This window comes from Blautia pseudococcoides (assembly GCF_001689125.2).
GTDB classification, from domain to species: domain Bacteria; phylum Bacillota; class Clostridia; order Lachnospirales; family Lachnospiraceae; genus Blautia; species Blautia pseudococcoides.
The window spans coordinates 2,398,911-2,419,334 of sequence record NZ_CP015405.2 but is presented as its reverse complement, the minus strand read 5'-3'; the positions used below and the strand labels follow the sequence as shown (position 1 = coordinate 2,419,334).

The window sequence follows — 20,424 nt, the reverse complement described above, 5'->3', positions numbered from 1 at the left end:
GGAGTTCTCCGTAATGAAGGGGGCGCATTTATGAGTAATGAAGAAAAAAGAAAAGCTTTACACAAATTAATTGATGAACTTGATGATAAACAAATTTCAAAGTTTATACAATTAATTCGTGGAATATTAGGGAAGGCCATTTAGCCTTCTCTTAAAGCCTCATTATATTGATCCATTATTTTATCCCACTTGTCATCGGGCACTGTATACAGTAATTCAAGCAGTACTGCAAGAGCAGCTTTTTTTGACAAAGAAGAATTTTCCATTATATACCCGAAACGATTGTATGCTTTTTCCATAGGGGTAAATTTAACAAACATATCACCGGTTCCATTTCGTAGCCATTCTTCATTTATGGCAAATTCTCTGCATATGTCACGAATTAATCGTTCCGAAGGTTCTCTTTTTTTTGTTTCCAGCAAAGAAATGGTAGATTTAGTCACTCCTAAGATATTACCAAATTCCTCTTGATTTTTGTCAACAGCTGCTCTAACTTCTGCAATTCTATCCCGAATTTCCATTGATGGGTCACCTCCATTATTTGAGCACAATTTAAGAATATCATAAGAAATTTGCAAAGTCAACAAATATATTGACAAAATTAACAATATTGATTATAATAATGACATAGTTAACAAAAGGGCAATTGATTCAATCCACACTAGAAATTTCAGGAGTTCGCCATATAGAAGGATGCGTACATATGGAACATCAAAATTACCGAAAACCGATAACTAAAATTTTAAACGAAAAACATACCGTTGAATGGCTTAAAGCTGTTTATTCATTTGTTAAAAACTATCCAGATAGAGGGCCAGAAAAAAAGGAATAGCTTCGGCTATTCTTTTTTTTCTGCTAATGAAGCAGAAAATTCAACTAAGAAGTTCATAAGGATTTTTCTATTATTGGGGCTTAGTCTACTATATGTATCGACAAATGATTCAAATACTGGATCTTTCTCTCCTAATAGCATAGCGGCACGCGCAATCAAATCATTTTGTTCAAGTTCAAGGAACATATCGCCCTGCCTTAATCTGCTGAATTCCGCACATTATGGCATCGAATAAAATGTTCCGTAACAGAAAATACAGAAAGCAATATAGTCATTATCAGGAAATTAATTAGAACCCAGACAACCTGTTATGCATACCATATACAAGGAAGGTGAAGTGTATGAAGTCTATGGAAAATATGAGCAGTGCTGAAAGAGAAGAAAGGATCATCCAGATACTTGTGGAACTGCTGGAGGACCAGGATGGGTGTACATATGAATACAGGAAATTAACACCAGAAGAGGTCGCTAAAAGGGATGAAACCGCCTGATGGCGGTCAGATAGAAAGGACAAGCCCTAATGAGGCGAAAGGAGTAGAAGGTATGACGAAAATCGAAGAAATAGAACGGGATCAGGTTACAAAAAGTGCCAGAAAAGATATTATTCCGGAATTGACAGACAAGCAGTACAGCAGTCTGACACGGATGGAACTGCGTGCCGGCCTGCATAATGCAAGAGAGCTGATACAGTCTTTTGGCGCAGATCTGACGGCTGGCAGAGGAACGGCAGCGATGAAGAGCAGTTTGCCAATACCTGGTATGACAGAGCTTACTGTATCACCACAGATTTCCTGATGCCGCGGAGATACTACGTTTATAACTATGACCACGATATAGAGCAGTTCACAGAAGAACCGGACAGCCTGAAAAAGGCATACGAGCATTACTGTGAAGAATGTAAATGGGGCGAGGTGGAACCAGAGAGCTGGGACGAGGTGCTGAGGGTCAACCAGGAGCTTCTGCAGGAGGAGAAAGAGGACCAGGAACGGCTCATGCGGTATATCAAAGCAGAAAAGGCGGACATAAAATGAACCCGACAGATAAACACTGCCAGGCCCATGCATAGACAACATCATTTTAAATGATGGCAGGCGTTTGGTCAAGGATAATCGTCATTATATCAAATATTTATGACGAGCGTACCGATGGAAAAAGACAAAAAAGAAAGTGTCTTGTCAAAGATATATGGTTTTAAACCGGAAGAGATATTAGCGGCAAATAATGGGTACTGGGATATAGAGCAGTACATGGACGATGAAATGGTCTATCAGGCACGGATACTGCCGAATCAGGATACTTACATATCAGTCTTTACGAGGGATAGATTCCCGAAAACGATCGCTGAATATAAGTTTGAGCCAGAAGATGGGATCAAAGCGGAACAGAAGCAGGAGGAACACAGGGAAACAGTGAAAAAAAGAAGAGGTATTCCATCCGTTGAAACAGGGAATATTCCCCGCCTGTGGAACAGTGCCGGTATTGGAATTTCTATCGGAAGATAACTGTAAAATGATGCCTGCCTGGTAGCAGTTGCATAAGGATACGATTGGCAAAGATGGGTCATGAGAGATAATCAAAATGAGCGGAGGGCACTATCAGCATTTCGAGCAACCGGATAAAATTGTGAAAAAGGTTATTATGCGGATAAAAGGATTAATGTAAGCAACGGTGAAAAGCAATATCTTCAATATATAATCAACAGATTGCGAATAGAAGGATTTTTCCTTATAAAGGAAAGATATTGGGTTAACCGTTTTTGGAGAACTTTGGATGAGTTATTAAATAATAAATTTGAAGATTTAATTATAGAGATGAAAATATGATAAAATAAAGAAAGTAAAAAGATAACATCTTACATTTGGTGTCCAATGTTGGTCAGCTTTGCGGGATAGAACGGTTGATTTTATAGCTATATGACAAAAAGTTGTTTGTATCGTTGACAAAGATGGATTAGGAAAACAGGGCGGCATGTAATTGAATAATAAAAAGTCAGAACGAATTGTGTTTTGACTTTTTTCTCATTTATAAGGATTCTAAAAAATAAAAAAGAATTTATCGAAAGATTACACCTGTTGAGAGATTTGATTCTTTGGGAGTAAAAGTTAGACATGTTTCACGTAGTACCTTGAAATGATTTATATACTATCAGTTCAAGGGTTTACTTAAAAGTAATATTACAGACATAATTAACCTGTTGCCATATGCATAACTATTGAGCTAGGTATGAAAGATAATTTTCACAATATAACAGAAGTGTTGGATAAATATGTAGGAGTTAGGAATACTTATATAAGACAAAAATCAACAAATTACGGACAATCCACACATTTGTTTTTAGGTTGATATATACTGCTATTATATTTTTTTGGTTTTATATGACTATATATTTAAAATAGTTATATAATAAACAGAGGAGGGAAACATGAATACACAAGAAAAAAAAGTGGTTATTGAGTCTATAGGAGGATATTTACCTGAAAAAACTTTATCAAATGATTATCTACAAGCTGTATATAATGAGCAGTCTGTGGATAGTGCATATGATATTACTTTGAGACATATCGCTAATAATAATGAATCGCTTGCAGATATAGCTGTAAAGGCTGCCAAACGATGCCTAGGAAAAATTGGCATCGACGATATAGGATGCGTAATATTGGCAACAATGACACCAGATGTAAGAGGGATTGCTACAGCACCTGTAATTGCCAATCAATTAGAATTAGGGGATATACCCGCTTATGATGTTAGAGCAGGAGAAGCGGGAGGAATGTATGCACTTCAAAATTCAATATGTATGATTAAGGCAGAAGTATATAAAAAAATATTAATCATAGCTGCAGATATTAATTCTAAATATATAAATTATGCTGATACATATGATTCTTTCTTATATGGTGATGGGGCAGTAGCAATTTTGTTAAAGTCAAGTGAAGATGGGATTGCAATTTTTGATGGTGGGGAGTTTGGCGCCTTTGAAAAGTATTATACGGCTAAAATTTTACCGGTAGGAGGTTCTTCTGAATATTTTAATGTTATTGGAGAGAAAAAATTTGTTCAAGACGATGCATATTGGAAAATTGAGTATAGAAAGTTAGAACGTTTAGCAAACGAAGTATTAAATCACATTTTTAGTTCTGGTTGTGCAGGAAACGTAGATAAATATTTTATACAATTAACAAAAACAAGTATAGTTAAGCAAATCTTCGAGAAATATGAGGTGCCAATTGAGAAAGCGATATCTTACATAAATAAAATAGGGGACATTGGGACTGCAACTACGTTTTGGGGTTTACTTAATGCACACGAAAATTTGTTACTTAAAAAGAAAGAGAGGATATCGCTAATTTCTTATGGCACTGGCGGAAGTTATGGGATTACAAATTGGATTTGGAACAAGTGATGAGGTGATAAAATGAAAAAAATAAAATCTAAAATCATATCTAGTGGTAGGGCATTGCCATTAGATATAGTAACGAATAAAGAAATATTAAAAACTATTAATTCTTCAGAAGAATGGATTGAAACAAAAATAGGAGTTCGTGAGCGTCGATTTGCCAATGGTAAGGAAAATGCTTCAAGTTTGGGTATAAAAGCAGCCAAACAGTGTTTAGAAAAAGCAAATATTGAGGCTGATAGTGTTGAGGCAATTGTTGTTTCAGTAGGATGTCCAGATAATTTCGGGGCGAGTACCGGATCGCTGATAAAAGCTGCATTAGGTATTAAGTCTTGCTCTGTTCATGATATTACAGCAGGATGTAGTGGCTTTATTTTTGCTATGAGAATTGCAGACTCTTATATAGTAAGTGGAATGTATAAAAGGGTTTTAGTCATAGGCACAGAAATTTTATCTATAGCGCTAGACAAATATGATCGATCTACATATCCGTACTTTGGTGATGGAGCAGGTGCAGTTATTCTTGAATATACCGAAACTAGTGAGGGATTTCAGGGATTTTATATTGGGTCAGATGGAAGCGGAAATGATGTTATAACTAATTTGGCTGGCGGTGTAAAAAATCCAATTAGTTTTGACAGCATAATGCGGAGAGATTGCTGTTTAAAAATGAATGCGACTGCTGTTTGGAAATTTGCAACAAAAATTTTTCCATTATGTGTAAACAGGGTTTTAGAAGAGTCTGGATACAGTTTGAATGATATTGATTTTGTAATATCTCATCAATCAAATGAGAGAATGATAAAGCATTGCATGAACGCGTTGAATCTTCCGCTGGAAAAAACAGCAATAAATATTCAAAGATACGGTAATACGGCAAGTGCATCGGTTCCTATATTATTCTCTGAATTAATGGATTCCAATGTTTTTAAAAAGGGAGATCTTGTAGTTTGGGTTGCTTTTGGAGCAGGTTTGTCTTATGGATCAGCACTTTATAAATTTTAGGGGGCGATATTTTCAAGGACAACAACTATCCGGATTTGCCAGTTATATTGGCGAATGTGGGTTAGAGGTTAAGGGAGCTTAGTATAAAAAATAACTTTGGAGGGAAATGTTATGTCAAAATTAATTGAATTTGAAAACGTAACAAAAGAATATGGAAAAGGCCCAAACTGTGTACGTGCCGTAGACCATGCCACTTTTTCAATTGATAAAGGAGAATTTGTAGTTGTTTTAGGACCTTCTGGAGCAGGAAAAAGTACCATTTTAAATTTATTAGGTGGAATGGATTATTTAACCAGTGGCTCAATTCGCATTTCTGGAAAAAATATAGAAGGTTATAATGATGACCAACTTTCAGAATATAGAGGAGAATTTGTCGGGTTTGTATTCCAATTCTATAATTTAATAGGTGCCCTAACAGCATATGAAAATGTTGCCCTTGTTAGTGAAGTGGCAAAAAATAGTATGGATGCAAAGACTGTATTAAGCATGGTTAATTTGGAATCACATATTAATAAATTTCCAAGTCAATTGTCTGGTGGTGAACAGCAAAGAGTCGCTATAGCCAGAGCATTGTGTAAAAATCCGCAGTTATTATTATGTGATGAACCAACAGGAGCTCTTGATAGTGAAACTGGTGTTGTGATTTTAACCTTACTTCATAAGGTTTGTAGAGAAAAAGGGCATACAGTAGTGATAGTGACACATAATGCTGCTTATGCAGATGTCGCAGATAAAGTGATCAAAGTTAAGAACGGGAAAGTAGAAAATATAATAATTAATGAAAATCCAATGCCAATAGAAAGGATGATTTGGTAATGCTAATAAAGAAAATGATGAGGGATGTATGGAAAAATAAAGTGCAGTTTTTAGCTATATTTATTATGGCTGTTTTAGGTGCACTTATTTATGCAGGTCTAAATTGTGAATGGTTTACAATGAAAAATCAAGCAGATGCATATTATGAGAAGACTAATCTAGCTGATATATGGATTTATGATGAAGCTTTAGGTGAAAACGATATAGAAAAGATTAAAGCAATCAAAGGGGTAGAGTACGCAGAAGGTCGTTTTGTAATCAATGGGAGTGAAAAAACAACTGGCAATTCCACAGAATTACAGTTGAATTTTGTTACAGATGGAAAGATTTCAGATGTTCTTACACAAGAAGGTGATAAATTTTCAAATTCAAAGGAAGGAATTTGGATTGACTACCAGTATGCTTCAGCAAATAAAATATCAGTAGGAACTAAAATAACAATTTCTGTTCGGGGATTAGAAATAACAGAAAAGGTTAGAGGTTTAATTTTAAGCCCTGAATACGTGTATAATGTTAAAGATGATTCAGAAATGATTCCTGATCATCAAAAATTTGGATATGCATATCTACCATATTCAATAATTGAAAATTTGGGAATTAATACATATACTGAAATTTTAATATCAGCCGATGAAAAGAGCGTTGAAAAGGTTAAAAAAAATATTAGTGGCAACTTTAGCACTGTTATTGATAGAAATACTTATCCAAGTGTGACAGCATTAAATAATGAAATTCAACAACACAAAGCATTAGGGAATATATTTCCTGTGATTTTTTTGGCTATTGCAGTATTATCAATACTTACTACGATGACGAGGTTAACTAAAAGCCAAAGAATACAAATAGGAACCTTGATGTCATTAGGATTTAAAAAGGGTAGAATATTAAGACATTATGTTTCTTATGGATTCTTTATTAGTTTAATTGGAGGATGTATTGGTATTTTAATTGGACAGAGTGTTATCCCCAAAATACTGTTTGAAATACAGAAACCAATTTATACATTGCCATCATGGGATGTGAAAATACCAACTTTTAACTTTATAATGGTGGCATTAATCGTTCTACTTTGTACTGCGACAAACTATTTCGCATGTCGTAAAGAACTGAAAGATGTACCGGCAGAAACGCTACGAACGCTCCCACCAAAAACAGGAAAACATAATATCATTGAAAATACAAAAATATGGAATAAAATGGGGTTTAATTTTCAGTGGAATGTAAGGGATATTTGCAGAAATAAAATTAGAACTTTAATGGCAATAATAGGATGTTTAGGGTGTATGGCCTTGTTGCTTTGTGCATTTGGTATGAACGACACTATTAATAATGTCGGTGATAGAATGTATAATGAACTTTTTAAATTTCAGAATAAAGTAATATTTAAAGAGGATGCTGATATAAACGAAATAGAAGAATATAATGCAACACTAGCTGGTCAACTTATACAAGAAGAAAATATTGAGATGCAATATGGTGAAAATAAAAAAAATGGACTTCTTACTGTTGATTCTGGCGGAAAATGCATTAACTATGAAAATGATGAGGGAATGTTGAAAAAACTTCCAGATACAGGTGTTGCTATAAGTTATAAAATGTCAAAATTACTTGGAATAGAAAAGGGAGAAAAAATCAAATGGAGAATAATTGGTGATAAGCACTGGTACAATGCTGAGGTGAAAGCTTTTTATGAAATGCCAATAGGTCAAGGCATTTGTATGTCCACTGATGCGTATCAACAACTTGAACGTTTTAAACCCAATGCTATGCTTATTGATAAAAAAATAAGTAGTAGTGAAGTAAATGATTCAGTAGTCGATACAATAAAATCAAAGGACGAATTTATTGATGCATTTAATTCAATGCTTGACACAATGAAAATGATAGTTTTACTTTTAATTGTTTTTGCAGTACTTTTAGGTATTATTGTTTTGTATAACTTGGGTATATTATACTATACAGAAAGATTTAGAGAATTTGCCACTTTGAAAGTGCTAGGATTTAAAAGTAAGCGAATCCGTTCACTGATGGTTTCACAAAATATATGGTTAACTCTAATTGGTGCAATACTTGGAATACCAATAGGCTTTCTGGTTTTAAGTTATATGACTAATACATTGGGCGATAATTTAGACATGACTCCTAAAGTTTTTGGTAGTTCAATTCTTATATGCTTTACTGGAACAATTTTAGTTTCCTTACTCGTAAATTTATTATTAGCAAACAATATTAAAAAAATTGATATGGTTAGCGCATTAAAAAGTATAGAATAAAAGGAGAAATTTTATGGAAGATAATGATAGCAAAAAAAAAGATGTAATTATAAAAAATAGTGCACTTAGCAATGTACCTCTCTATAAAATGCTGAAACCGGAGATTGTAAAATGGGAAGAAGATAAAATAACAGTAAAATTCATTATTTATCCATGGGAATTAAATCATATGAGTACATTACATGGAGGAGTGATTGCTACTGTATTAGATTTGGTATGTGGTTTGTTGACGAGCTATTTAACTAATAGCTCGGCAATACCAACGATAAACTTAAATATAAATTTTTTAACAAGTGCAGTTGTTAACGAAGAATTATATGTGGAAGCTAATGCAGATAAAGTTGGAAAGACAATTGTGAACCTTTCAGCAAAGGCATACATCAGGAAAAATACTAATAATTCTGAGATTAAAAAAATTGCAACGGCAACGGCAACTTTTTATATTGTAAATAAGAATTGAGAAAAAAAGAATACCTTACACATCCAGGAGACATGAGGGTACTAAATTAGTGTTTTTAATATTAGGATGAGAAGGCAATGGGGTAGGCAGCCGCATCTTGAAAGGCTATATTATGTAGAGAATGTAGCGGGAAACAGTTTATATACCTCAAAATTCAAAATTTCTATTGTGTAAATTGGGCCGACCGGAGAGGAGTGGTTATAAATAAAAAAATCAAAAGTTACATATTAATCAATATTTTAGAATCTATTGACACCTGTTGCTAAATATTATATAATATATATGACTAAAAATAAAATATGGTCATAAAAGCGAACGATGAAAATGATAGGAGGATAACTATAGGTGCCAAGATTTAATGAAAAGGAAAGAACTGAGATTTATGCTGCATTAAGGAAAGAAGGTGAAAGATTATTCTCAAATTTAGGAACAAAAAAGGTGACAATTAGTGATTTATGTAAAGCTGTCAATATCTCTAAGGGGTCGTATTACTTGTTTTATCCTAATAAGGAAAATTTGTATTGGGATATAATAAATACATTACATCAAAAGATATTTAGGAATATGGATGCAATGATTCAAAATAAAGGTAAAAATTCCTTACTTGAATTAATACCTCAGATTATTAAAGGCTATTTGCAGGTAACACGAAAACACCCTATTTTAAGCATAAATAATAAACAGAAGGAATATCTTTATTTAAAAGAAAGAGATACAGATCCTAATATACTTTTTGGATTGCAAATAAATATACTGATGAAATTAATAGATGAAACTGGAGTTCAGTATAAATATCCGAAAGAGATAATAGTAAGAATGTTAGATATAATAGTCTTAATGTTGTCAGATAAAAAGTTATCAGAAAAAGAAGAAAGCATATTGATTAATATAATGACTACAGTTGTTTATTAAGCGTGTTTGGAAGAATGGACCAAACAATTTTTTATGTTTAATTATGACCAAATATATAATAAAGTCATATAGAAAGGAAAGGCTATGATTAGTGTAAAAGAACTTTATTTTAGTTATAATAACAAACCATTTCTTGAGGATATTAATTTTAATGTAGGAGATGGAGAAATATTTGGATTTTTAGGACCTTCCGGCGCAGGAAAATCAACACTTCAGAAAATTTTAACAGGACTTATTACAAACTATAAAGGTAGTGTTGTAATTGATGGCATAGAGAATAAAAAGCATAACAATACCTTTTATGAAAAAGTAGGTGTGGATTTTGAATTTCCGACTGTTTTTGAAAAGTTCACAGCAAGACAAAACCTGGAGTATTTTGCCTCACTTTATAAAGGTGCAAAACGTGATATAGATGAGCTTTTAAAATCTGTTGGCTTAGAAAATGATGCAGATAAAAAGGTGGGGGCTTATTCAAAAGGAATGAAATCCAGATTAAATTTTATTAAATCATTAATTCATAACCCCAAAATATTATTTTTAGATGAACCAACAAGTGGGCTTGATCCTACAAACAGTCATCTAATGAAAGATTTAATTCTTAAAGAAAAAAGAAAAGGAACTACAATCATTATAACGACACACAATATGTTTGATGCGACAGAATTATGTGATAATGTAGCATTTATTGTTGGAGGGGAAGTTAGTGCACTTGATAGTCCACACAATTTAATTATGTCTAGAGGTGCTGCCAAAATTGAATATCACTATTTTGAGAAGGAAGAAAAAAAACGAGAATGTCTGGTCACGAATAGCGGTCAGGATCAGAAGTTGAAAGAGTTGATTGCTAACAATAAAATTCTTTCTATACACAGTAGTGAACCAACATTAAATGATATTTTTATTGATATTACTGGGAGGTCATTACAATGAGACTTAAAAATTTAGTTCAAAAAGATATTTTTTTTCAATGGAAGTATGGATTTTATTATATCTATGCATTAATAAGTATTATCTATATTTGTGTGCTAAATTCACTGCCGGAAGCGTATAAAAATGATGTTTCGACGGTATTGGTATTTTCTGATCCAGCAGCAATTGGATTGTTCTTTATGGGAGCGATAATACTTCTTGAAAAGAGTCAGAGGATATTAAATGCGGTGGCCATATCGCCTGTAAAGGTAATGGAATATATTTTTTCAAAGGTTATAGCTTTGGCAATTATTTCTTCTATAGTATCTGTAGTCATTGCAATTTCTACGGGTATGAGTAATATATTTCTTGTCATAATAGGAACAGTACTAACATCTATTATTTTTACTTTAATTGGAATTATTGCAGCTACACAGATACAGAGCTTAAATCAATTTATGTTTATAAGCCTGATTATTGAAATAATTTGTTTTTTACCACCTATAGTTAATATTTTTAGTGATAAATTTCAGTTTTTAAAATTTTTTCCTTTGGATGCTGCTACACGAATTATTGGTGGAACAAGTGCAAATTTGATACTTGATATTATGTTATTAATAATAATTAATATAGTATTGTTTATCTTATGTAATCGATTCACAGAAAAAATGTTTTATAAAATAGGAGGTGGTGATATATGAAAAAATATTTGCAATCTTTCATTTTAGTATTTAGACAGATTAAAAGTGATTATATGTTATTTGCTGCATGTTTTGCGCCTGTTTTTTTGGGTATAATCATTAAGATTTTTGTGCCAATGATTAATGAAAATTTGATTGCTAAAGGTAGTGAGATAGCTTTTAGTAGGTATTTTCCAATATTTGATTTATTTTTAGCAATTATAGCACCAGTAATGCTGAGTTTTGCATTTACTATGGTTATGCTTGAGGAGATCGATGATAAAGTTGCACGCTATTTTATAGTTACACCGCTTGGGAAAGTTGGATATTTATTTTCTAGATTGGTATTGCCAGCATTTTTGGCGCTGATTTTATCAATAGCAATACTTTGGTTCTTTGGAATTTCTGCAGTAGTACATCATTTTGCAATAGGTCTTGCATTTTTAGGAGCATTACAAGCAATAATCGTATCACTAATGATTGTAGCATTTTCAAGTAACAAACTTGAAGGTATGGCAGTTACTAAACTTGGTGCATTATTTTTATTAGGTATACCAGCACCTTTTTTTATTACAGGTCCTACACAATATATTATTGGTGTACTGCCTTCATATTGGATGTCAAAAACAATAATAGACAAAAGTCCACTTTGTATTATAATTGGTTTTTTGATTTCAATAATTTGGATATTTCTGTTACAAAAAAAAATCGTACAGAAAGTATCTGGATGATATAAGTGATATGAAAGGAGGTGATTTTTATGGAATGGTACTGGTGGTTAGCTATTGTGGCATTTGTAGTTGTGGCAAGTATAGTGAAATTTAAAATAATGAAGGACTACAAAAAAAAGAATAAAAAGAATAAAGACAATTGATTTTAAAAAATAAAAAGAGGGAACGCTAAAGTTAAAATATTTGTATACGGTAAATAACTAGTACCGTGCTAGTTTTATTTACCCATGAGATAATAACTCCAGAAAACTACAAGTTTTTTAAAGGAGTTGTCTTATGGATAAGATCACACATCAGATCCGTGCAGTGTATTGGACCAAAATCCTGAATGAATGCATAAGCAGCGGAATGTCCAAAACCGCCTGGTGCAGAGCAAATGGGATCTCAGAAAAGCAGTTCTTCTACTGGCAGAGGATCTCCTGGGCAGGGAGGCTGTCGAGAATTCCCAGACTTCATCATTACATGGAGCGCCTGATTGAGCAGATCGCTGACGCTAAATTAAACGCTATGGGCGTTCTTCCGAAAAACTGGATGTCATCGCAGGCCAGCATGAGCTGGAACTCATCTTTAACGAAGCGGAAGCTCTGACAGAAACGCTTTATGTTGTTGTGCCCGCCGAAGAGGATGTGATCCAGGTCAGATGCCGGAAACGGAAAGGAAAACGGGAGGATGATTTAAAGGCTCTCCCCGTTGAAGTGATCCTTCATACCCTTTCGGAGGAAAAACTGCGGGAACTCTTCGGAGATAACGGATGGAAACAGCTTCCAGATGAAGTCTACAAAAGAGTGTGTGTCCAGCCAGCCGTGTACACAGTCGAAGAGTATCACATGGCTGTCTATGCCGGCAGGGGCAATCAGACCATCGTCAAGGCTGATCGTCCGAAAGACCTGCTCCGCAACAGCATCTTGACTCCTGCGGTAAGTATCATGAATGCCAAGTATATAAATGGGCTTCCTTTATATCGGATCAGTCAGGAATTCCTGCGTAACGATATCCACATCTCCAAGCAGGTGATGGCGAACTGGATGATCCCGTGTGCGGACCGGTATCTGGGGATCCTTTATGACTACTTGCATAAAGAATTGTACCGTTTCCATGTGCTGCAGCCCGATGAGACACCAGTCATGGTATCGAAAGACGGACGCCCCGCAAACAGTAAGAGCTATATGTGGATCTACCGTACCGGCAAGATCTACAAAGATACGCCGATCATCCTGTATGAATACCAGCGTACCCGGAAAGCAGACCATCCGGGGGAATTCCTGAAAGTTCCCGGGCATGGTTGTCTGCGACGGCTATTCCGCTTATAGGAAGCAGGACGGGGAAAATCCGGATATCACTTTTGCAGGGTGTTGGACACATGCGAGGCGATATTTCTCGGATGCATTAAAAGCGCTCCCGAAAGCGGCACAAAAAACCGCGAAAGATACCGTTGCGTATGAGGCCCTGAAGCGGATCGGTGCCATCTGCCATCTGGACAATCAGTTATCTGATCTGAAAGCAGATGAACGGAAGAAACAGCGGCAGATGACGGTCAAACCTCTGGCAGAGGCTTTCTTTGCGTGGGCAAAAGAGGTTCAGTCTTCCGGACGTCTTTCCAAAGGGAAAACACTGGAAGGGATCAACTACTGTATCAATCAGGAAGAGGCACTGAAAGTGTTCCTGAATGACGGTGAAGTTCCGCTTGATAACAACGTAACAGAAGGAGCCCTGCGCAGCTTCTGCCTGCACAAACATGCATGGAAACTGATCGATAGTATCGATGGCGCGAAATCCAGTGCGATCATCTACAGCATAACGGAAACAGCTAAGGCGAATAACCTGAATCCGTTCCGTTATCTGACCCACATCCTGACAGTATTGAAGGACCATCAGGATGATACGGATTACAGCTTTATTGAAGAACTGCTTCCATGGTCCGATCAATTACCGGAGATCTGTCGGAGCAAATCTAAAACAACTAATATGTAAACCTGACCGCCGGAAATGGCGGTCAAAAAATGGACCAGTACTCATGGTTTACCGTATACAGATATTTAGCATTCCCTCCTTTTTATTTGTGACATGTTTTTTGATTCTATACAACTAGAAGGAAGCCTACATGAAAGACCAACTATAAAAAGTCAAGTAGATAATTGAAAAAAGCCAAAAGAAATTTTGGGGTAAAAAAGAGCGTAACAATAAGGCCTGCTGTCTGGCAAGCCCAGGCAGAATACAAGGTTTTACGCCTTTGGAACGTAAGGCTGATTCTTTTTAAGAACAGCGTAAATGATGTTACACATTTTTCTGGCAACAACGACCACACAGGTCAGATGGTGTTTCCCTTCCGCCTTCTTTTTCTGATAATAGACGCTTAATACAGGATCGTGGAAGGAAGCAATTAAGGCAGCCTGAAAAACAGCCTTCCGAAGATAAGGTGAACCTGGTTTACTCATGGCATTGTGGATGGCTTCAAATTCACCGGATTGTGTGACAGTAGCATCAAGCCGGGTTATCCTGTGCAATATAAAATTAAAAGTTATTCACGTCCTGAAAGCTTCCTGTGAGTTTCTATATTCTCATGACTCAAAAACTTTTCGGATTGTGGATAACAGTCATAAATATCTGAATTTCAGGCATTTATTTTCAGGTATTCATGACTGTTATCCACCGTCAAAATGACGAAGGTGACAGAAATCAAAAATAGCAAAAAACCGTCGGTTCTGCTATAATACCACTCAGGAAAGTTTAGTTCGGTTATGGCAGTTAAGTATACGGAAGAACAAATAAATACCGTTGATAAGTCGTTTCTGATCCATCTTCTTTTGCAGCAGCAGGAACAGTTGGAAGCCTTAACAAAGGAACTTCATGCATCGAACGAGAAAATACAGCTTTCGATGGAACAGGTGATTCTTGGCAAGCAGAATCGTTTTGGCAAAAAGACAAGGATTAGGCGGCCTACGACGGAAACGCTCCAAATGATAAACCAGCTTTTTACTGATAAAAAAGAAGTACTGGAAAAGGTATCTAGGGAAAATGAAAGAAAAAATGTCTGGAAATTTATTTGTTGGAAAGCAGTGGCAGTCGTTCACATTCTGGCTGGTCGGAAGAACCGACTGTTGAAACCCCATAGAAGCCGAGACAGCGTAGCATTAGTAGCTTTAGAATCCAGAAGCTCAACGAAGATGTAAATAACTGCCGATTGCTTTTAATTATAGAGTTACTGGTAGCTTTTTTAGTCACTCTCTTATTTGACTTTTACTGTGTAAACAAAAGAAAGTGACTTAAGAAATAAATGATTATGGTTTAACGTTACTTTTTCTCTGATTTTTCATATTCACATTTAATTAATATTTCCGGAGTTTCAGGCTGAAAACTAAAGCCTGCGGAAGCGGTTCCAGCTCCCCACAGGGCAATTTTTTCAACTAAATTAGATAATAAAATTAACGCGTTCATATTTTCACCTCCATTGTTTAAATTTCTCTTTTATTAACAATGATCATTAACAATGCAACAAGAAATGTTGTTAATGACATAATAAGAGACAGTTGAGATTGTACAAAATATAAAGTCATTGTTATGATCAAGACTATAATTAAAATAAATTTGGTCTTTCTTTGATAAATTACTACTTTAGATTGACTAATCGGATGAAAAGAATTTGAAACAGGTGTATTTCTATATATGTAAAAACTTGAAAATAAAGAAAATATAGGAAATAAAAAATAAAAATCTCTCATGGATAAAGCTACATACATGATAATTAAAAAAAATAAATTATTGAGTATAAAGCATGAAAGATATGTTTTGGCATGAAAACCACCAGAATATATTCTTATTGAGACAAAAACAAAAATAAATATTATTGCATATATCGGACTATCAAATAAAATAAAAGACAACGTGCATATTGAAATTGCCGAAAAAACCATAGAGTATAACAATGTAAATCCATACTTATAGATAGAAAAGGCATCTTCAGAAATATTCAATTTTGAGGCTAAAAATTTTGTGCTATAAAAAGAAATTAATTCTAACATAATGTACCTCATATTTGTGTGAAAACCAATATATAGTGAGTTAATAATTTGATTTTATTAAGTTACATTATTGATTATTACAAACTATTTGTCTGTATCTTCCGTAAAAAGACTAACAAATAACTGCATGTTTTTAAGAAAATATTCTTTTTGCTTTTGATTCAACAGTTGCAGAATATATTTCAGTTGCCTGGTTGTGAGATCATCACTCGATTCATCATTTGAAATGAAATCATACAAAATAGAATCAATACCTGTTCCGAGTGCCTCAGCTATTGCTAAGAGTTTATCAATACTAACCATCGAATCTCCTCTTTCCAAACGACTGATGGTACTCCAAGATACACCGATTCTTTCGGCTAAGACCTCTTGTACCATATCTCTACTATTTCTTAGTTCTTTTATTCGCTTACCAATCAAGCATAAATCATAGTCATACATTCCATAACACCTTACCTCTGTGTATTTTGCAATTAGTTTATCAAGAATAGAAAAATAAGTGTAATAACTAATATGCATTATTAACTTTACTAATATGCATTGATATCTTCTCATAATAATGCTATAATATATAAAAGGTAATAAAACAATGTAGTTTTCTCCTTACGACCAAGTTTTAATATGAATGTAGGGGTAAAGGCAGCATTGAAAGTGAAGACGCCGTTAAAACATTTCAATACAGGATATGGCCAGCTGCAAAGTGATAGCAGTTAAGAGGAATTTTAGTTCTATGATTTGCTGAAATTGTAGACAGTCATATATGGAATTAGAGCTGACAATGACGGTACCGTAATAAAGAAATCGAAAAGCAATTTGAATTATTAACCAAAAGAATAGAGATTAAGTGGGAATGTATTTAAATAGTATAAGTGAAAACATCCAAATATCTGTAAGCGATTTTTCGTAAGCATGATTCTGGTAGAGCTTATAAGGGGAAATTCAACTATAGATAAGAGCAGGAATTCAAGTTATTACTTGCAGAATAGTTTGTTCTTTATGTGTTTAAATTGTTGACAGTTATAGTTTATTAAAAAGAAAGGGCGGATAAATAGGAATGTATCGATCTTATGATGGGAGTACAGAAAGTGAAATAATTAATGCTATGAAACTTTCTTTTGGCATGGTACATTATAGAGGATTATCTATAGAGGAGACCTTTTATCGAAGTATTAAAGAACTATATCGTATGTTTGAGGTGACTACCTCGAACAAATATTTGGAAACGGCAGTTTTGCAGATAAGGGCTTATTTAGAAATGGGATTCATTTATGATAAGTATTCTGAATTATTCGATAAGGTATTGACATCTTTAGGGACGAGTCGAGAAGTGACTTTTCCAAAAAGATTTTATTGTTCAAGTCAAATTAGGTTAAATAAGTCTCAGGTAAAAAAAATAATTCGGAAGTGGTCTACATCAAGAAATCATACAATGAAAATTGACGAGGTTGTAGATGATATAATTACTAAAGTAAAAAATAAAGAGAAAGGAATTTACTATTACCATAGTAACAAAGAGCCAATAGATATGAAAGATACTGTTTCGAATGATACATACGAATTGGTAATTGATGAGAATGGTTTATTTTTATGCGATATAAAACGTCAAAAATACTATACATTTAAGATTTAAGCGTCGAATTATAATAAGTATAATTCTACTCAGACTGTAGACAATCGACCTCCTTTGGGAGACGGTTGTCTATTTTTACTTTATAGGGTGCGCCCAGTAAAGGGCTTGAAGTTCGGTGGGTGAAAGTCCCACGTTGTAAGGTATAAGCCGTACCGCAGCAAGCGAGTCTTGGGGTAAACGCACCATAGTCGGAACTGTCATTTAACTTGATCCTTCCGACAGTGATTTCAACAGCACTATTCGCACTGCTGGTAATCAGGTTTGAAGGAACAGGAACAATATTTTGTGTCATTGGTTCTTCTGGAATATTGCTGCCCACACCATTCTTTTACAGATGTTCCAGGAAGTCTGTTTTGGCATTCTCTGATCTGAGCTGCCCACTCTTGCAGGCGATAGTTTCTGGCGACTGATGATGTTACTGATTTCATAGACTAACCTCCAATACTATAGTGGTATAAAAAGTTAAGCCTCAACTTTTCATACTTGGTAAGTCTATTGTCTCAAAAGTTTAGTAAGAATTCTACGCACCCACTATGGTGCGTTTACAAACGGTTCGCAAACATGATATTGTGAGCCGTTTTATCTACAGTCTGAGTACAATTATGATAAGTATAATTGTACTTTTTTTAGTCCATAAATATCTCGTTTTCAATATTTACTTGAACTACTTGACTGTTTTTGATATAATGTTCACATAAATCACAAGGAGGGCATGTATGACAATGAAAATAGCTATTGTTGATGATGAACCGGGCTTTCTTTCTCAAATCAAGCATTCTGTAAATACTTTTTGTATAGAAAAGCATATTCCAGTGCAAATAGAATTGTTTGAAACAGGTTATTCATTACTATTTCACATAGGTCCAGACGTATATTATGATGTGTTTTTAGTCGATATTGAGTTGCCTGATATAAATGGTATGGAGATTGCTAAAGCTATAAGAAATAATTATTCTGAGGCTTATATAGTTTTTATTACTTCTCATACTCAATACTCATTGGATGCCTATGAACTTGATGTATTTAGATATATTAAGAAAAGCAATTTACTTAAAAAATTGCCACTAGCATTGGATGACATTTGGAAAGAGATGTCAATGGGGGAAAATGACTTTTATATTATAGATACATATATGAGACAAGAAAAATTATACTATAAAAGTATTCTATATGTATACAAAGATGGAAAAAATTCGGTTTTTGTTACAACAGGGGGAGTGAGTAAAGTAAGAAAAGCTTTAGGAAAAGTATACGAAGAATTAGGACAAGACAGTTTCATCATTGTAGATCGTAGTTATCTTGTTGATTTTGCCCACGTAATGAAAGTGGTGAAAAATGAAATTATACTTCGTAATGGAGAATCCATTACTGTGAGTAGGCCCCACATACAAGAAGTTAAAAAAGAAATTTCAAATTTTTGGGGAAGAAATATATGATTATATTTTTTAATATAGTAGAATATGTTGTGACATTTATAGAAACTTTTATCTGTTACAGAATATTGAATCTTACATTTAAAAGTCGACAGGCAAAGAGTTATCAAGAGAGATTTATTTTGGGGTACACATTTTTTATAAGTACTCTTATATATATGAATAATCAAATTGCTTTAGTCTCTAATACACTTATATTGTTTGTAATAGGTATACTTTCTGCTACTGCAATTTTAATATTTAAATGTACATATATTCAAGCACTTGCAGAAATCAGCGCCTTTTATATGGTTATTTCTTTATGGGATATTTTATGGATATTTCTTATTAGTGAAATAAGTGAAAAAGCAGATATGGGTAGTCAGATGACAATGCAATTAGGTTTAGAACGCATATTATTTATTATCACTATGAAAGTCTTTTTGGTGATTTTTTATCTTATTCTTCGTTCTTCAAAAATTCAACTTGAGAAGTTGATAAATCCAAATGCTAAGGGGCTAATTATATTATCGGCTGGGTGTTATATTGCAATATGTTATTTCCAACGGGTAAGTATATTAGATTTCAATAAAAAATTGGCGGAAAATTGGACGTATTTTTTGTTTGTTCTTTTTTTGATTATTTTGATAATGAGTATTTATAAGAAATATATTAAAGCTATAGAAAGACAAAACATTATTGAAATTAAAAATAATCTCACAATTGAAAATTTAAGACAATTAGAAAAAGAATATAGAAAAAGAGCATATGATTTTCATGATTTAAGTAATCATATACATGTAATAAAAACATATTTGCAAAACCAGGATATTAAAAGTGCTATTAAATATTTGAATGAGTTAGATGATTCGAATAGTGGAGAGAATAGCAGCACAGTTACATGGTCAGGTAACCATATAATTGACTCCATTCTCAACTGCAAGATTGCAGAAGCAGTGAGTAAGGGAATTGAGGTAACAGTTCAGACAAAAGTTTATAATAATATTATTGAGGATTATGATATATGTGTTATACTATCTAATTTATTGGATAACGCTATCGAATCGTATGCTACAGATGTGAATTCAGAAAAAAACATTGTAGTGATTATGAAGTCTAGTAATGATATGTTTGTTATTGTCGTTAAAAATAAACTCTCAAAAATACCAGATATGAAAAACGGAAAACTGGTTTCAAGTAAGGCGAAAGGTTCCTATCATGGAATAGGATTGGACAGTGTTAAAACAGCAGTCGAAAAATATGAAGGGATTTTAAAACTATCCTATGAAAATGATTGGTTTATTGCCAATGTAACTTTATTTTGTGTAAATTAATTGAAAGGAGAATT

28 protein-coding genes are annotated in these 20,424 nt (G+C 33.9%); 21 read left to right on the top strand and 7 right to left on the bottom strand.

Going from position 1 to position 20,424, the window contains the following annotated elements; genetic code table 11:
* Nucleotides 1-140: 140 nt before the first annotated feature.
* A complete protein-coding gene (locus A4V09_RS11560; protein WP_065542486.1) occupies nt 141-521 on the bottom strand; it encodes a helix-turn-helix transcriptional regulator in 381 nt (126 codons plus the stop codon).
* A gap of 182 nt (nt 522-703) precedes the next feature.
* On the opposite strand from A4V09_RS11560, the gene A4V09_RS25765 reads away from it, so the two are divergent.
* A complete protein-coding gene (locus A4V09_RS25765; protein WP_274537202.1) occupies nt 704-832 on the top strand; it encodes a hypothetical protein in 129 nt (42 codons plus the stop codon).
* A gap of 6 nt (nt 833-838) precedes the next feature.
* On the opposite strand, the gene A4V09_RS11555 is transcribed toward A4V09_RS25765, so the two are convergent.
* The gene (locus A4V09_RS11555) at nt 839-1,018 is read right to left on the bottom strand and encodes a hypothetical protein (protein ID WP_065542485.1); all 180 of its coding nucleotides are present in this window, start codon (nt 1,016-1,018) and stop codon (nt 839-841) included.
* Between the two features lie 155 nt (nt 1,019-1,173).
* Here A4V09_RS11555 and A4V09_RS24430 point away from each other — a divergent pair, with 155 nt between their 5' ends.
* The 16 genes from A4V09_RS24430 to A4V09_RS25760 all read left to right on the top strand — a co-directional run bounded on the left by A4V09_RS24430 (nt 1,174) and on the right by A4V09_RS25760 (nt 13,986).
* Nucleotides 1,174-1,323, top strand: a complete 150-nt coding sequence (locus tag A4V09_RS24430) for a hypothetical protein (RefSeq protein ID WP_157123497.1) — start codon at nt 1,174-1,176, stop codon at nt 1,321-1,323.
* Between the two features lie 52 nt (nt 1,324-1,375).
* Complete coding sequence (locus tag A4V09_RS11550; protein ID WP_157123496.1) at nt 1,376-1,627, top strand: hypothetical protein; 252 nt, start codon at nt 1,376-1,378, stop codon at nt 1,625-1,627.
* On the top strand, nt 1,627-1,863 hold the full coding sequence (locus A4V09_RS11545; protein WP_065542483.1) for a hypothetical protein: 237 nt from the start codon (nt 1,627-1,629) through the stop codon (nt 1,861-1,863). Before A4V09_RS11550 ends, A4V09_RS11545 begins: the two co-directional genes overlap by 1 nt.
* Nucleotides 1,864-1,977: 114 nt before the next feature.
* On the top strand, nt 1,978-2,334 hold the full coding sequence (locus A4V09_RS11540; RefSeq protein ID WP_089280627.1) for a hypothetical protein: 357 nt from the start codon (nt 1,978-1,980) through the stop codon (nt 2,332-2,334).
* 920 nt (nt 2,335-3,254) lie between these two features.
* Nucleotides 3,255-4,235, top strand: coding sequence for a 3-oxoacyl-ACP synthase III family protein (locus A4V09_RS11535; protein WP_065542481.1), 981 nt, complete (start codon nt 3,255-3,257; stop codon nt 4,233-4,235).
* Nucleotides 4,236-4,247: 12 nt separating this feature from the next.
* Nucleotides 4,248-5,234, top strand: a complete 987-nt coding sequence (locus A4V09_RS11530; protein WP_084043553.1) for a 3-oxoacyl-ACP synthase III family protein — start codon at nt 4,248-4,250, stop codon at nt 5,232-5,234.
* Nucleotides 5,235-5,345: 111 nt separating this feature from the next.
* On the top strand, nt 5,346-6,050 hold the full coding sequence (locus tag A4V09_RS11525) for an ABC transporter ATP-binding protein (protein ID WP_065542480.1): 705 nt from the start codon (nt 5,346-5,348) through the stop codon (nt 6,048-6,050).
* Nucleotides 6,050-8,323 carry an ABC transporter permease gene (locus tag A4V09_RS11520; protein ID WP_065542479.1) on the top strand — a complete coding sequence of 758 codons (2,274 nt, stop codon included), beginning with the start codon at nt 6,050-6,052 and terminating at the stop codon, nt 8,321-8,323. The genes A4V09_RS11525 and A4V09_RS11520 overlap by 1 nt, the downstream gene beginning before the upstream one ends.
* 13 nt (nt 8,324-8,336) lie before the next feature.
* Nucleotides 8,337-8,783: a PaaI family thioesterase gene (locus tag A4V09_RS11515; protein WP_065542478.1), complete on the top strand. Its 447-nt coding sequence runs from the start codon at nt 8,337-8,339 to the stop codon at nt 8,781-8,783.
* Nucleotides 8,784-9,128: 345 nt separating this feature from the next.
* Nucleotides 9,129-9,695 carry a TetR/AcrR family transcriptional regulator gene (locus A4V09_RS11510; RefSeq protein ID WP_065542477.1) on the top strand — a complete coding sequence of 189 codons (567 nt, stop codon included), beginning with the start codon at nt 9,129-9,131 and terminating at the stop codon, nt 9,693-9,695.
* A gap of 84 nt (nt 9,696-9,779) precedes the next feature.
* Nucleotides 9,780-10,625, top strand: a complete 846-nt coding sequence (locus A4V09_RS11505; protein ID WP_065542476.1) for an ABC transporter ATP-binding protein — start codon at nt 9,780-9,782, stop codon at nt 10,623-10,625.
* Nucleotides 10,622-11,305: a fluoroquinolone export ABC transporter permease subunit gene (locus tag A4V09_RS11500; RefSeq protein ID WP_065542475.1), complete on the top strand. Its 684-nt coding sequence runs from the start codon at nt 10,622-10,624 to the stop codon at nt 11,303-11,305. Before A4V09_RS11505 ends, A4V09_RS11500 begins: the two co-directional genes overlap by 4 nt.
* The gene (locus A4V09_RS11495) at nt 11,302-12,015 is read left to right on the top strand and encodes an Rv2686c family ABC transporter permease subunit (RefSeq protein WP_065542474.1); all 714 of its coding nucleotides are present in this window, start codon (nt 11,302-11,304) and stop codon (nt 12,013-12,015) included. The genes A4V09_RS11500 and A4V09_RS11495 overlap by 4 nt, the downstream gene beginning before the upstream one ends.
* Nucleotides 12,016-12,291: 276 nt before the next feature.
* On the top strand, nt 12,292-12,603 hold the full coding sequence (gene tnpA / locus A4V09_RS25375) for an IS66 family insertion sequence element accessory protein TnpA (RefSeq protein ID WP_065542473.1): 312 nt from the start codon (nt 12,292-12,294) through the stop codon (nt 12,601-12,603).
* Entirely contained in the window at nt 12,513-13,325 is an 813-nt protein-coding gene (locus A4V09_RS24420; protein ID WP_330396578.1) for an IS66 family transposase, read from the top strand. The genes tnpA and A4V09_RS24420 overlap by 91 nt, the downstream gene beginning before the upstream one ends.
* A complete protein-coding gene (locus tag A4V09_RS25760; protein ID WP_274537201.1) occupies nt 13,294-13,986 on the top strand; it encodes an IS66 family transposase in 693 nt (230 codons plus the stop codon). Before A4V09_RS24420 ends, A4V09_RS25760 begins: the two co-directional genes overlap by 32 nt.
* A gap of 251 nt (nt 13,987-14,237) precedes the next feature.
* Here the strand turns inward: A4V09_RS25760 and A4V09_RS11480 are convergent, their stop codons facing one another.
* On the bottom strand, nt 14,238-14,519 hold the full coding sequence (locus A4V09_RS11480) for a transposase (RefSeq protein WP_065542471.1): 282 nt from the start codon (nt 14,517-14,519) through the stop codon (nt 14,238-14,240).
* Nucleotides 14,520-14,753: 234 nt separating this feature from the next.
* On the opposite strand from A4V09_RS11480, the gene A4V09_RS24925 reads away from it, so the two are divergent.
* On the top strand, nt 14,754-15,185 hold the full coding sequence (locus A4V09_RS24925; RefSeq protein ID WP_065542470.1) for a hypothetical protein: 432 nt from the start codon (nt 14,754-14,756) through the stop codon (nt 15,183-15,185).
* A 121-nt stretch (nt 15,186-15,306) separates the two neighbouring features.
* On the opposite strand, the gene A4V09_RS11470 is transcribed toward A4V09_RS24925, so the two are convergent.
* The 3 genes from A4V09_RS11470 to A4V09_RS11460 form a co-directional block, all read right to left on the bottom strand.
* Complete coding sequence (locus A4V09_RS11470; protein WP_084043552.1) at nt 15,307-15,450, bottom strand: cyclic lactone autoinducer peptide; 144 nt, start codon at nt 15,448-15,450, stop codon at nt 15,307-15,309.
* A gap of 17 nt (nt 15,451-15,467) precedes the next feature.
* Nucleotides 15,468-16,034: an accessory gene regulator B family protein gene (locus A4V09_RS11465; protein WP_065542469.1), complete on the bottom strand. Its 567-nt coding sequence runs from the start codon at nt 16,032-16,034 to the stop codon at nt 15,468-15,470.
* A gap of 84 nt (nt 16,035-16,118) precedes the next feature.
* Nucleotides 16,119-16,475, bottom strand: a complete 357-nt coding sequence (locus A4V09_RS11460; protein ID WP_157766943.1) for a helix-turn-helix domain-containing protein — start codon at nt 16,473-16,475, stop codon at nt 16,119-16,121.
* Between the two features lie 613 nt (nt 16,476-17,088).
* Between A4V09_RS11460 and A4V09_RS11455 the strand changes: the two genes are divergently transcribed.
* Nucleotides 17,089-17,664, top strand: a complete 576-nt coding sequence (locus A4V09_RS11455) for a hypothetical protein (protein ID WP_065542467.1) — start codon at nt 17,089-17,091, stop codon at nt 17,662-17,664.
* 236 nt (nt 17,665-17,900) lie between these two features.
* On the opposite strand, the gene A4V09_RS24920 is transcribed toward A4V09_RS11455, so the two are convergent.
* Nucleotides 17,901-18,092, bottom strand: coding sequence for a hypothetical protein (locus tag A4V09_RS24920; RefSeq protein WP_065542466.1), 192 nt, complete (start codon nt 18,090-18,092; stop codon nt 17,901-17,903).
* Between the two features lie 288 nt (nt 18,093-18,380).
* Between A4V09_RS24920 and A4V09_RS11445 the strand changes: the two genes are divergently transcribed.
* Together A4V09_RS11445 and A4V09_RS11440 are read left to right on the top strand one after the other, a co-directional pair.
* Nucleotides 18,381-19,100: a LytR/AlgR family response regulator transcription factor gene (locus A4V09_RS11445; protein ID WP_084043549.1), complete on the top strand. Its 720-nt coding sequence runs from the start codon at nt 18,381-18,383 to the stop codon at nt 19,098-19,100.
* Entirely contained in the window at nt 19,097-20,410 is a 1,314-nt protein-coding gene (locus A4V09_RS11440; protein ID WP_065542465.1) for a sensor histidine kinase, read from the top strand. The genes A4V09_RS11445 and A4V09_RS11440 overlap by 4 nt, the downstream gene beginning before the upstream one ends.
* The last annotated feature ends 14 nt before the right edge of the window (nt 20,411-20,424 follow it).